A 14,083-nucleotide genomic window follows, 5' to 3' on the forward strand; every position below is an offset into this window, starting at 1 on the left:
CTTCGCCCCATTTTAGCCACTAATTATAGAACTAAATTAGGCAGTGAATTTTTACGTTTTAAATACGGCAAAATGAGGGATTCTACGCAAAAATAGGTAAGGATATGCGGCAGGAGGTCGGAAAGAGAGCAACGGCATATACGACACTCTATACACCGTTGCACTTAAAATGCTAATCGCGATACATGGAATCAATTTCATTCTGATAACGCTGGAGAATGATTTTGCGACGTAACTTCATCGTTGGCGTCAACTCACCCGTTTCCATGGTAAACGCCTGTGGTAAGAGCGTAAAACGCTTAACCTGCTCAAATTTCGATAACTCTTTTTGCATCTCTTTCAGCCGTTGCTCAAACAAACTGACAATATGGCTATGACGTAATAGCTCTAGCCGGTCATGATATTTTAGATTTATCGAGCGAGCATACTCTTCAAGTGATTCAAAACACGGAACAATCAGTGCCGACACAAATTTGCGAGTATCGGCAATAATGGCCACCTGCTCAATAAAACGATCCTGACCCAGCGTGCCTTCAATCATTTGTGGCGCGATGTATTTGCCACCAGAGGTTTTCATCAAATCTTTCAGTCGCTCGGTGATAAACAAGTTCCCTTGAGCATCTAACGCACCGGCATCACCCGTTTTGAGCCATCCATCTTCAGTAAAAGATTCGGCTGTCTCTTGCGGCTTATTAAAATAACCGCGCATAACAATTGGGCCACGAACCTGAATTTCGTTCTCAGCCCCCAAGCGCACCTCGATCCCCGGTAATGGTTTACCAATAGAACCAAAACGGAAATCTTTCTCTTCCCAACAAGAGACGGTGGCACAAGTTTCGGTCATACCATAGCCATACTTGATATTGATACCAATAGCTTGGAAAAACAGGATGATATTGTCATCTAAGCGTGCGCCTGCCGCCGGTAAAAAGCGCACTTTCCCGCCTAATACACCGCGCAATTTACTCAAAACTAAACGATCTGCCAGCTTATACATCTGTTCAGATAGCAGTGATAATTTTTGCCCATTTTGCAGGCTTTGGAACTTGCGCTCACCACACCCGACAGCCCAACGGAACAGCATCCGCCGATGCCATTTTGCCAGGGCAACTTTGTCATTAATGGCGCTGAATACTTTCTCGTAGAAACGGGGAACCGCACACATGACTGTCGGTTTTGCGGACTGCATCGCTGCACGCACCCAGTCGGTGTTACTGAGATATACATTTTGCGCGCCGGTATGCATCACATAGAAACTCCAGGCACGCTCAAATACATGAGATAACGGCAGAAAACTCAGAGAGACATCGTCGGTTGTCAGGGTTAAGCGCTGATCATGCAAATAAAGCTGGGCTGCCATATTACGGTAATCCAGCATCACACCTTTAGGTTCACCCGTGGTACCTGAGGTGTAAATCAGGGTAAATAAGTCATTTAAATCACAACTTTCAATACGCGTAGTTAAGAGATGCTGCTGGACTGCATCCGGCTGCTGCTCGAAATCAGCCAGATGTTGGGCATATTCACAACCACGCAGATCAACGGAGGGATCTAATACAATAATATGAGTCAACTGCGGACACAGCGATTTTAATGTGATGGCCACATCAAATTGCGTTTGCCCACCAACGAATAAAATTCGTACATCTGCATCATTAATTACATAAGCGGCCTGAGCCGTGGTATTGGTGGCGTACAGCGGCACACTCACACCACGTAATTGTAAAATAGCTAAGTCAGCCAATGACCAGGCCATGCTGTTATTAGCAAAAATACCAATACGTTCTTGGATTGCCGCCCCAAGAGACAACAATGCGGCTGAAATTCGCGTCACATGCGTATCAACTTGCTGCCAACTCAGTTGCTTTTCGCCTTCAGGTGACCATTCGCGGAAAGCAATTTTGTCAGCTCTCTGGCCTATTTGTTGGCGCAGACGGCGCACAAGATGGTATTGATCTAATGTATTGGTCATAACATTGCAGCTCGCTAATAAATCATTCGTTAAAATGAACCTCTGCTTCTTGCCTGTCGGCATTCAGCTTACATGCGTTCACTTTTTTTCGCGCAGTCTACCCACTCTATAGGTTATGGCAAATAAAATTCAGCGTAGAAGTGTGAGCTGAAATAGATTTTGATGAAAAAGACAGCGATTAGGCTAAGTGAGGTGAAGTCAGAATGAAGCATCGTTTTTGCAAAATGGGGTAACAATTGAATATAAAAGAATAACACTAAACGCTATACCGATGCTTGCCTGCTACTGAGAAGTATATGATTCCAGCAGCAGGACTTAGCGAAATAATTAAGAAGACAGACTAAGCTGGCTGAGTTGTTCTTTCATCCACTGATGTCCTTTGTCTCTATCAGTAGATTCATGCCAAGTGAGATAGCATGGGCAACTTATCTCCGCCCAAGGTAATGGGATAACTTTCAGATTAAGGGCTTCGCTATATATTTGAGCCATCCAGCGAGGAGCAATGGCAACAAAACAAGTCTGAGAGACTATATTCAGCACGCTATACATATCTGTGCCTTCATAAACAATCGTTTGAGCACTGCTGGTAGATTCATAATAAATATTACTGAAAGAACCTACTTTATCTAATGAAACGACTGCATGTAATTCAGCAAGAAGTTGTTCTTGAGTGATTGAATTATCAATACGTGGGTGATCTTTAGCCACAACCAGAACTGACTCATCACTAAACAGTGGTATATCATGAAAATCTGGGCGCTTGAACTTGGTATAACCTATAACAAACTCTGTATCTTGATAACGTAATTGATGTTCAACATTCTGGTTAATATAAGATCTAATAATGAGCTGAACGTGAGGTGCGGATGCCTTAACACGCTGTATTATTTGTGCAGTTAACCGGATATCTAAAGGACTACAAATAGATAAATTAAATATTCGCGTACTACTTTTGGCCTCAAAACCCACTCCGGGTAACTCATTTTGCACTAATTGCAGAGCCTGTCGAACGGGTCCAAAAAGCTGACGAGCTCTGACTGTTGGTTGAATACCGCGGCCATAACGGACAAACAGTTCATCATTAAACATCACTTTTAGGCGAGCAACCGCATTACTCACAGCTGGTTGAGACATGCCAAGCGACTGTGCGGCACGCGTCACGTTGTGCATTTGCATCACAGCATCGAAAACCGTTAGCAAATTAAGGTCGACACTGCGCAAATGAACATCACAGCCCTCCTTACAGCCTTCCTTTTTAGTTACTTGATTGTCGGTTACTAAGTTGTGTTCAAACATGCTTAACTCCACTAAGCTTTATGCAGATGGCGTGACTAATAAAAAATCTCACAGATACTTATTGGTTTTAAAAATATCTTTGAATACTTATTATTAATGATGCCAATATTCTCTTTAATACCTCAAGGAGGTAAAATTGAGTCTCATCCTTGTATAAGCGTGAAATATAAACCACACTTAATGCATTTGGTAATCAGTAAACACCATAGATAAAAATATAAACAAGAAAAAAATGCAAAATATTTTGCATGATGCATATAACTAATCTACATAATCAATACCAAGACACCACACCATAAGCATCAATAATAGAACTCACGATATGATCACATCACAAAATGAGAAGATTAACAACTATGACATTAATGAATAATAAATTCTTCATTTAAAACTTATCAAACCTTAATTACATTTAAAAAAATACAAATAAAGTAAAAAACATCTCTTTATTTCATTATTATTAGCACCAATCTTCACGAATGATAAAAATAAATAATAAGACCAACGACTAAGGGGAAATAATTAATATATAAATATATTGTATGTATAAATTAAAACAAAAAAATGTGCCAAGATCGTCTCATTATTAATCTACAGAGATGCTTATTTTCCTCTTTCATTCCTAGCAAAAAGGCTCTTTAACGAATCAGAAAGAGGAAGTAAACAGTCTAGTGGCTCATAAAATCACGGAAAAGCACAATAATCCATACTTTGAGGATTATACCAAACAAAGCAAAATTCACTGCTTAATTTTTTGGAATTAAAAACCTAAAAAATTAATTTTTAAGTTTTTTATGTCGTTATAAGGAATCAAGTATCATTGTAACCAGTTGAACACGCCATTTTAAACAAATGTTGACATACCCATAGAATTCACGTATCAATTTAGGCAACGCAATAATTTAACTGATGAGAAACTGAAAATTATGTTCTATTCAACCCGTCTACTAAGCCTACTACTTAACGCATCTCTCTTGCGCGGTATGTTGGTGGACGGAAATCAGAACTGATTCAGCCATCAAGATTAACAAGCCCGCGCAAATGCGCGGGTTTTTTTTTACCCGCAAAGCGCAAATGTAAACACGACAAGGAATACCCCATGAGCCAGCAAGTCATTATTTTCGATACAACATTGCGTGACGGTGAACAAGCATTGCAAGCTAGCCTGAGTGTAAAAGAGAAGCTGCAAATCGCGCTGGCACTGGAAAGAATGGGTGTCGACATAATGGAAGTCGGTTTCCCGGTTTCCTCCCCGGGCGATTTTGAGTCCGTACGCACCATTGCCCAGCAAGTTAAAAATAGCCGGGTTTGTGCTTTGGCTCGTTGTGTGGATAAAGATATTGATGTCGCTGCTGAAGCTTTACGTATTGCTGAAGCCTTCCGTATTCATGTGTTCTTGGCGACCTCCACTTTACATATCGAATCTAAATTAAAGCGCTCGTTTGAAGATGTGCTGGCGATGGCAGTGCACTCCGTGAAACGTGCGCGTAATTACACCAATGACGTTGAATTCTCCTGCGAGGATGCGGGCCGTACGCCAATTGATAACTTGTGTCGTATCGTAGAGGCTGCAATTAACGCGGGTGCGACGACCATCAACATTCCTGATACCGTCGGTTACACCACGCCATATCAGTTCGGCGGAATCATCACCGACTTGTATGAGCGAGTGCCAAACATTGATAAAGCTATTATTTCTGTCCACTGCCATGACGACTTGGGTATGTCAGTCGCCAACTCCATCACTGCGGTACAGGCTGGCGCTCGTCAGGTCGAAGGCACCATTAATGGTTTAGGCGAGCGCGCAGGTAACTGCTCACTGGAAGAAGTGATCATGGCAATCAAAGTGCGCGAAAACATGTTGGGCGTGCATACCAACATTAATCATCAAGAGATTTACCGCACCAGCCAATTGGTCAGCAAATTATGCAATATGCCAATACCGGCTAACAAAGCCATTGTAGGTAGTAATGCTTTCGCCCACTCCTCTGGTATTCATCAGGATGGCGTGCTGAAAAATCGCGAAAACTACGAAATCATGACCCCAGAATCTATTGGCCTGAAAGGTGTGCAGTTGAACCTGACCTCACGCTCTGGCCGCGCGGCAGTCAAACATCGTATGGAAGAGATGGGTTATCAAGATAAAGATTACAATCTGGACTCCTTGTACGACGCGTTCTTGAAGTTGGCGGATAAGAAAGGTCAAGTCTTTGATTACGATTTGGAAGCCTTGGCGTTCATTAATAAGCAGCAGGAAGAACCGGAACATTACCGTTTGGACTACTTCAGTGTCCAGTCTGGTTCCAGTGTGATGGCGACGGCATCAGTGAAATTGGTGTGTGGTGAAGAAATTAAATCAGAAGCCGCCACAGGTAATGGTCCGGTCGATGCAGTGTATCAAGCCATTAACCGCATTACCGACTACCCCATTGAATTGGTGAAATATCAACTGTCAGCTAATGGTCAGGGTAAAGACGCATTGGGTCAGGTTGATATCGTGGTTGACCATAAAGGCCGCCGTTTCCATGGTGTCGGTCTGGCGACGGATATTGTCGAGTCATCAGCCAAGGCATTGGTTAACGTATTAAATAACATCTGGCGCGCTCATCAGGTCGATATCGAGAAGCAACGCCTGCAACAAAATAATCAGGAAATGGTGTGAACATGACGAAGACTTATCATATTGCCGTTTTACCCGGAGACGGTATTGGCCCTGAAGTAATGACTCAGGCAAATAAAGTATTGGATGCTGTGCGCCAGCGCTTCGGTATTAAGATTTCAACCAGCGCTTATGATGTCGGTGGTGCAGCTATCGACCGTCATGGTAGCCCGTTACCGTCAGCGACCGTCAATGGGTGTGAGCAAGCTGACGCCATTTTGTTCGGCTCTGTGGGCGGCCCAAAATGGGAACACTTACCTCCAGCGGAACAACCTGAACGTGGTGCCTTACTGCCATTGCGCAAACATTTCAAATTATTCAGTAATTTGCGCCCAGCGCGTTTGTATCAGGGATTAGAAGATTTCTGTCCATTGCGCAGTGATATCGCCGCTAAAGGCTTCGATATTCTGTGCGTGCGTGAATTAACCGGTGGCATCTATTTCGGTCAACCCAAAGGTCGTGAAGGCCAAGGCATGCACGAACGTGCATTTGATACCGAAGTTTACCATCGCTTTGAAATTGAACGGATCGCCCGCATTGCCTTTGAATCTGCTCGCAAGCGCCGTGGCAAAGTGACATCAATTGATAAAGCCAATGTGTTGCAGAGTTCAATTCTGTGGCGTGAAGTCGTTACAGCCATTGCCGCGGACTATCCTGATGTCGCGTTGTCTCATATGTATATCGACAATGCTACCATGCAGTTAATTAAAGACCCTTCCCAGTTCGACGTTTTACTGTGTTCTAACTTATTTGGCGACATTTTGTCAGATGAGTGCGCCATGATAACCGGCTCTATGGGCATGCTGCCGTCGGCCAGTCTGAATGAGCAAGGTTTCGGTTTATACGAACCAGCCGGTGGTTCAGCCCCGGATATCGCAGGCAAAAACATTGCCAATCCAATTGCACAAATTCTCTCTTTGGCCCTGCTGTTGCGCTTTAGTTTAGGTAAAGACGATGCTGCTGATGCCATTGAAAACGCCATTAATCAGGCATTGGAACAAGGCTATCGCACGGCTGATTTAGCGGGTGATGGCAAAGCAATCGGCACCAACGAAATGGGCGATATCATCGCTAAATTCGTGGCTGAGGGGGTTTAACATGGGCAAGACCTTATACCAAAAATTATATGATGCGCACATTGTTTACGAAGCGCCGAATGAAACGCCATTGTTATATATCGACCGCCATTTAGTGCATGAAGTAACGTCTCCACAGGCCTTTGATGGCTTGCGAGCGATGGGACGCCCGGTACGTCAGCCGAGCAAAACCTTTGCCACCATGGACCACAACGTTTCAACACAAACCAAAGATATCAATGCCAGCGGCGAAATGGCCCGCATTCAGATGCAAGAGTTGATTAAAAACTGCGCTGAATTTGGTGTGTCATTATATGACTTAAACCACCCATTCCAAGGCATCGTGCACGTCATTGGTCCAGAGCAAGGCATGACCTTACCGGGCATGACTATTGTGTGTGGTGACTCCCATACAGCAACCCACGGCGCATTTGGTTCATTGGCATTTGGCATCGGTACCTCCGAAGTTGAGCATGTACTGGCAACCCAAACCCTGAAACAGGGTCGAGCCAAGACCATGAAAATTGAAGTGAATGGCGATGTTGGCCCGGGCATTACCGCGAAAGATATCGTGTTAGCCATTATCGGTAAAACCGGCAGTGCTGGCGGGACAGGTCATGTGGTGGAATTCTGTGGCAGCGCTATTGAAGCCTTGAGCATGGAAGGCCGGATGACTTTATGTAATATGGCCATCGAAATGGGCGCTAAAGCGGGTTTGGTTGCGCCAGATGACACCACTTTCAACTATCTGAAAGGTCGCCAGTTTGCCCCGACCGGCGAACAATGGGAACAAGGCGTCACCTACTGGCGCAGCTTGAAATCAGATGCAGATGCCAAATTTGATACGGTTGTCACCTTGGATGCCGCAGAGATCGCGCCACAAGTTACGTGGGGTACCAATCCGGGCCAAGTGATTGCCGTTAATCAAATTATTCCGGCCCCTGAGTCCTTCAGTGATCCAGTAGAGCGTGCTTCAGCAGAAAAAGCCTTGGCTTATATGGATTTACGCCCTGGTATCAAGTTGACCGAAGTGGCCATAGATAAAGTGTTTATCGGTTCTTGCACTAACTCGCGCATTGAAGATTTACGTGCAGCGGCGGCAGTGGCACAAGGGCGTAAAGTTGCCAGTGGCGTGCAAGCGATTGTGGTGCCCGGTTCAGGTCCGGTGAAAGCACAGGCTGAAGCCGAAGGGTTAGATAAAATCTTCATCGACGCCGGTTTTGAGTGGCGTTTACCGGGTTGTTCTATGTGTCTGGCAATGAATAATGACCGTCTGGAACCGGGCGAACGTTGCGCATCCACCAGCAACCGTAACTTTGAAGGGCGTCAGGGCCGTGGGGGGCGTACTCACTTGGTTAGCCCAGCAATGGCTGCCGCTGCTGCTGTCAGTGGTCATTTTGCTGATGTTCGCGATTTATCTGCCGCCACTCACTAACCGGAGACACCACTATGGCAAAATTTACTCAACACATTGGTTTGGTCGTTCCATTGGATGCGGCGAATGTCGATACTGATGCGATTATCCCAAAACAGTTTTTGCAAAAAGTCACTCGTACTGGTTTTGGCCAACATCTGTTTAATGACTGGCGCTTCCTCGACGATGCCGGCAAAGTACCAAACCCTGAGTTTGTGCTGAATCAACCTCGCTATCAGGGTGCGACCATTTTGTTAGCACGCGAGAACTTCGGTTGTGGTTCATCCCGTGAGCATGCGCCATGGGCACTGACTGATTTTGGTTTTAAAGTGGTTATCGCACCAAGCTTTGCCGATATCTTTTATGGCAACTCGTTTAATAACCAGTTATTACCGGTAACATTAAGCGAAGCGGATATTGATACTTTATTCCAGTTGGTTAAAGAGAATGAAGGCATTGAGTTTATTGTCGATTTGGAAAAGCAAACCGTTAATGCTGGCGGAAAAAGTTATTCTTTTGAGATAGACAGCTTCCGTCGCCATTGCATGATTAACGGTTTAGACAGTATTGGCTTGACGTTACAACATGAAAGTAATATTTCAGCCTACGAAAAACAACAACCCGAGTTTCTGCGTTAATTCTTTTTAAGGTTGGCGATATTACGCTAACCCATTATGTGAGTATATTGTTGGTGTCCGGCTCGTCCGGCCCAACAATTAAAATCCGCCTAGAATATTAATCAAATAGATATCCCTCTCTCTTAATTTCATCACTTAAAAATATAAACTCCCGCACAATCAATCTGTTATAGAACAGAGCAATAAGCCGTTGCTTTACATACATATTAATCATTCTAATATAGATAATATTGATTGTAATTTGTGCTAACCGTCACTTTTTATTTCTTAAACAACGGTATGCTGTCAACTCTCCATCCACACCTAGAGGGCGCCTTATGACACGCATAGCCTTGCGTTATGAAGCACGCATCTCCGGCGATAGCCGAGCTTGGTTTAATATAGATTACCGCCTCGCCAACGATTTCCCTCGCTAGTTTCCTGCTGCTTATTCAGCTTCGGCTGAAAAAACTCATCTCTTTTATTTTTATTGCCATCATGGGCAATACGAACTGTTATTTCTTATTTTAATGGTTCTTATTATCCACGGCATAACTATACCCAAAAAATAATATTTGGAGTAATAAGCCATGAAACGCATTCCTGAACCCTTCCGTATTAAAATGGTAGAAAATATTCGGATGACCAACCGGGAAGATCGTGAGAAAGCATTAATTGAGGCAGGCTATAACCCATTCTTACTGCCTAGCGAAGATGTCTATATTGATTTACTGACTGACTCTGGTACGGGTGCTATGAGTGATCGTCAGTGGGCTGGATTAATGATGGGTGACGAGGCCTACGCCGGTTCACGTAATTATTATAACTTATGTCATCAAGTGGAAAAACTGATTGGCTACCCCTTTACTATTCCAACCCACCAAGGGCGTGGTGCTGAACAAATTCTATTCCCTTGCCTCATTGCAAAAAAACAAAAAGCAGGCGGTGGCAAGAAACCGGTATTTATTTCTAACTTCCATTTTGATACCACGGCCGCTCATGTCGAAATGAACGGTGCAAAAGCGATTAACGTGGTGACCCCAAAAGCGTTCGATACCGTGTCTTATTATGATTGGAAAGGGGACTTCGATTTAGATCAACTGAAAGCCACTATTGCCGAGCATGGTGCAGAAAACGTGGTATCTATTATTACCACAGTGACCTGTAACAGCTCTGGCGGCCAACCTATCTCAATGAGTAATATGCGCGAAGTTTATCGCATTGCTCAACAGCATAATATTCCAGTAGTTATTGACTCCGCCCGTTTCTGTGAAAACGCTTGGTTTATTAAGCAGCGCGAGCCGGGTTATGGCGATAAATCGATCAAAGAGATCATTTTAGAAATGTATCAGTATGGCGACATGCTGACCATGTCAGCCAAAAAAGATCCGATGGTGAACATTGGGGGCTTATGCTGTTTCCGCACTGATGAAGACTTGTTCAACGACGTTCGTATCCGTTGTGTGCCAATGGAAGGTTTTGTGACCTATGGTGGTCTGGCGGGTCGCGATATGGAAGCATTAGCCATCGGTCTGGAAGAGGGAATGAACGAAGACTTCCTGACCTACCGTATCGGCCAAGTAGAGTATCTGGGTGAACGCCTGCGTGCAGGGGGCATTCCGATTCAATACCCTACCGGCGGCCACGCGGTGTTTGTTGATGCCAAGCTCTTGCTGCCGCATATTCCGGCAGAGCAATTCCCAGCACAAGCACTCAATAATGCGCTGTATCTGGAGGCAGGTATTCGCAGTGTTGAAATCGGCTCATTGCTGCTAGGGCGTGATCCTGAAACCGGTAAACAGAAGCCATCGCCATTGGAACTGCTGCGCCTGACCATCCCGCGCCGGGTCTACACCAATGACCACATGGACTATATTGCCGATGCCCTGATTTCCCTCAAATCACGGGCCGAGGAAATCAAAGGTCTCACCTTCACCTACGAACCCCCTGTTCTGCGCCACTTTGTTGCCCGACTAAAACCTATCGAATAAATGGCTCCGTCACTTCGATAGCACGCCCCCTGTCATGAGGCAGGGGGAATACCGCTATAAATCGCTACCTCTATAAGTGGTAAAACCACACGAGGACACCCTACTATGGCCCAAACTACACTAGAAGATCAGGTCACAGCAGCAAAAATTAAAACCCCTTCCCTACTCGGCGGCGCAATGATTATTGCTGGAACCATCGTCGGTGCAGGGATGTTTTCATTACCCGTTGTGATGTCAGGGATCTGGTTTTATTGGTCTATCGCTGTTCTGGTTTTTACTTGGTTCTGTATGCTTCACTCGGGATTAATGATCCTCGAAGCCAACCTCAACTACCATACCGGTGCCAGTTTCGACACCATCACCAAAGACTTACTGGGAAACGGCTGGAATATCGTCAATGGCCTGACAGTCGCCTTTGTGCTCTATATTCTGACTTACGCCTATATCTCTGCTAGCGGCTCGGTGATTCAGCATACCCTGCGCGGAATGGGAATAGACTTCTCGGCTCGGCTCGGCGGCCTGTTCTTTGCACTACTGGTCGCTTTTATTGTTTGGCTCAGTACCACCGCAGTGAGTCGAATGACTACCATTGTGCTAGGCGCCAAGATCCTCACCTTTTTTATGACTTTTGGTGGGTTATTAGGGCATGTCGAACCCGTAAAATTGTTCAATCTGAGCGAAGCCAACCCCAGCTACCTGCCCTACCTGCTGATGACGCTGCCATTCTGTCTGGCATCATTTGGTTATCACGGTAATGTCCCCAGCCTGATGAAGTATTACGGCAAGAATCCCCGCCGCATCCGCAACTGTCTGTTAATTGGTACGCTATTGGCTCTGACCCTCTATATCATCTGGCTAGTCGGCACGATGGGGAATATTCCGCGACCACAATTTCGCGAAATAGCCAGTCAGGGTGGGAACATTGATGTGCTAGTGAGCGCCTTGGGTGGGATCTTACAAAGCTCGTCGATGGATCTGCTGCTAACCATATTCTCAAACTTTGCCGTCGCCAGTTCATTTCTCGGCGTAACATTGGGATTATTCGACTATCTTGCTGATTTATTTAAATTTGACGACAGCCGCTTAGGGCGCGGAAAAACGGCTATCATAACGTTCTTACCCCCGATATTGGGTGGGCTGATTTACCCAGATGGTTTTATTTATGCCATCGGTTATGCCGGGTTGGCGGCTACGGTTTGGGCCGCTATCGTACCAGCACTGTTGGCACGAGCCTCACGCAAACGTTTTGGTAGCCCGCTGTATCGCGTCTGGGGTGGCACTCCATTGATTATCTTGATTTTACTGTTTGGGGCGATTAACGCCATCGCCCATATTCTGTCCAGCCTAAATCTGCTGCCGACCTATTAAAAACCAATAATCAGCGCCCTGCGGGGCGCTATGCTTCCCGTACCCGCGCACAGATAATGAGCGAGAGAATGGCTAGGATCATCGCCATCACATAAACCGAATTATGCCCCCACGTTTCAGTTAAAACCCCTTGTAGCACCCCAGCCAGAATCACCCCGGTTGAAATACTGTTAGTAAACAGTGTGGTAGCAGCCCCAGCCCTGCCCGGCATTAAATCCTGAAAATAGAGCATACCGATACCGGCGACAATACCGATAAAGATGGCATTAAAAATCTGTAATAACATCAATGCGGATTTGAATTTAAACAGCACTAATCCGGTATAAAACAGCACGCCAGCCAGTACCGCAAACAACATAATTTTACGCTTACCAAAACGCCGAACCGAATAACCCGCCAGGAGCATAATAGGGATTTCCAACCCAGCGGCAGTTCCCATCAATAAGCCCGCCAGCCGTTCAGGTAACCCCAAACTTGCGGTGATATACAGTGGCATATCAATGATGTACATGGTGTTGCACGTCCACATCAGCATCGAGGCAATAAACAGCAGCAAAACATCTCTATCAGCAAACAAGCTGCCCTGAGCCACAACTGGGGCATCGGCTACCGGCTCTGCCCGCTTCACTGAAGGCAAAATAAACCACACCACCAGTGCGCTGAGTACAAAAATACCGGCGGCGATGCAGAACATCAGGGTAAAACCATAATTGAGCGCCAGCATAAAGGATAGCGGCGGCCCAATAACCCAGGCTAATGATAGCTGTGCACGCATGATGGAGCTGAACATCACCACTTCGCGGGCTGAGTTATCGGCATATTCACGTGCCAAGGCAAAAATCTGTGGCATCGCCGTGTTGGCGACCGATGCGAGCAGTACACCGGCAGTGATCAAAGTGAGGTAATCACGATTAAAAGCAAATAACAGACAGTTCCCCACTGCCATCAAATAGCAGAGCAAAATAAGTTTGCGGCGATCCCCCCGAGAATCGGAGCGTTTTGCTAATACAAAACTGACGGTGATCCCGGCAATCGCATTGACGGTATAAAACAGTCCAACCCACAGTGGCCGCACTTTAACTTCAGTACTGAGAAATAGACTTAACGTCGGCGCTTGTAAAGCACCCGCAATACCGGAGAGAAAAGCCACCACAAAAAACGCGAGAAAAACCGGGTTGATACGACGGGAAACGGTTAATGCAGATTTCATTCCAGGCTCCAACGCCAGAAACAGCTATGACTGACCATGCTACAGAAGTACATAAATTTATAAACAGAAAAGCCGAATAGATTTTATACCCAAATAATTGCTATTGCTCACAACGCCGTAACGTTAAGGGCGCAAAACATGACTCAAAGTCATTAGCGTTACAGCTAGGCAGCAAGTGAATAAATCCCGATGAGCTTACTCAAGTAAGTGATTCGGGTGAGTGAACGTAGCTAACAACATCGTAGCATTAAGGACGCAAAACATGACTCAAAGTCATTAGCGTCACAGCTAGGCAGCAAGTGAATAAATCCCGATGAGCTTACTCAAGTAAGTGATTCGGGTGAGTGAACGTAGCTCACAACGCTGTGGCGTTAAGGGCGCAAAACATGACTCAAAGTCATTAGCGTTACAGCTAGGCAGCAAGTGAATAAATCCCGATGAGCTTACTCAAGTAAGTGATTCGGGTGAATGAACGTAGCT

Annotated in this window: 10 protein-coding genes; 7 read left to right on the forward strand and 3 right to left on the reverse strand. The window is 45.4% G+C overall.

Going from position 1 to position 14,083, the window contains the following annotated elements; all coding sequences use genetic code 11:
* Positions 1–172 precede the first annotated feature (172 nt).
* Together HUZ92_RS06040 and leuO are read right to left on the reverse strand one after the other, a co-directional pair.
* Positions 173–1,972 carry an AMP-dependent synthetase/ligase gene (locus HUZ92_RS06040; RefSeq protein WP_145580045.1) on the reverse strand — a complete coding sequence of 600 codons (1,800 nt, stop codon included), beginning with the start codon at positions 1,970–1,972 and terminating at the stop codon, positions 173–175.
* 327 nt (positions 1,973–2,299) lie between these two features.
* A complete protein-coding gene (gene leuO, locus HUZ92_RS06045) occupies positions 2,300–3,268 on the reverse strand; it encodes a transcriptional regulator LeuO (protein WP_050100498.1) in 969 nt (322 codons plus the stop codon).
* Positions 3,269–4,367: 1,099 nt separating this feature from the next.
* Between leuO and leuA the strand changes: the two genes are divergently transcribed.
* The 7 genes from leuA to mtr all read left to right on the forward strand — a co-directional run bounded on the left by leuA (position 4,368) and on the right by mtr (position 12,393).
* Complete coding sequence (gene leuA / locus HUZ92_RS06050; protein ID WP_050100500.1) at positions 4,368–5,930, forward strand: 2-isopropylmalate synthase; 1,563 nt, start codon at positions 4,368–4,370, stop codon at positions 5,928–5,930.
* A gap of 2 nt (positions 5,931–5,932) precedes the next feature.
* On the forward strand, positions 5,933–7,024 hold the full coding sequence (leuB, locus tag HUZ92_RS06055) for a 3-isopropylmalate dehydrogenase (protein ID WP_050100502.1): 1,092 nt from the start codon (positions 5,933–5,935) through the stop codon (positions 7,022–7,024).
* A gap of 1 nt (position 7,025) precedes the next feature.
* On the forward strand, positions 7,026–8,438 hold the full coding sequence (leuC, locus tag HUZ92_RS06060; protein WP_050100503.1) for a 3-isopropylmalate dehydratase large subunit: 1,413 nt from the start codon (positions 7,026–7,028) through the stop codon (positions 8,436–8,438).
* A gap of 14 nt (positions 8,439–8,452) precedes the next feature.
* A complete protein-coding gene (gene leuD / locus HUZ92_RS06065) occupies positions 8,453–9,055 on the forward strand; it encodes a 3-isopropylmalate dehydratase small subunit (RefSeq protein WP_128451279.1) in 603 nt (200 codons plus the stop codon).
* Between the two features lie 317 nt (positions 9,056–9,372).
* Entirely contained in the window at positions 9,373–9,471 is a 99-nt protein-coding gene (gene tnaC, locus HUZ92_RS06070; protein WP_071843463.1) for a tryptophanase leader peptide, read from the forward strand.
* 153 nt (positions 9,472–9,624) lie between these two features.
* Complete coding sequence (tnaA, locus tag HUZ92_RS06075; protein WP_050100506.1) at positions 9,625–11,025, forward strand: tryptophanase; 1,401 nt, start codon at positions 9,625–9,627, stop codon at positions 11,023–11,025.
* A gap of 105 nt (positions 11,026–11,130) precedes the next feature.
* Complete coding sequence (mtr, locus tag HUZ92_RS06080; RefSeq protein ID WP_050100508.1) at positions 11,131–12,393, forward strand: tryptophan permease; 1,263 nt, start codon at positions 11,131–11,133, stop codon at positions 12,391–12,393.
* Between the two features lie 28 nt (positions 12,394–12,421).
* On the opposite strand, the gene HUZ92_RS06085 is transcribed toward mtr, so the two are convergent.
* Entirely contained in the window at positions 12,422–13,603 is a 1,182-nt protein-coding gene (locus HUZ92_RS06085) for a sugar efflux transporter (RefSeq protein ID WP_050100509.1), read from the reverse strand.
* Positions 13,604–14,083: the final 480 nt, after the last annotated feature.

Origin of the sequence: Yersinia vastinensis (assembly GCF_902726565.1) — a bacterium.
Lineage (GTDB): Bacteria > Pseudomonadota > Gammaproteobacteria > Enterobacterales > Enterobacteriaceae > Yersinia > Yersinia vastinensis.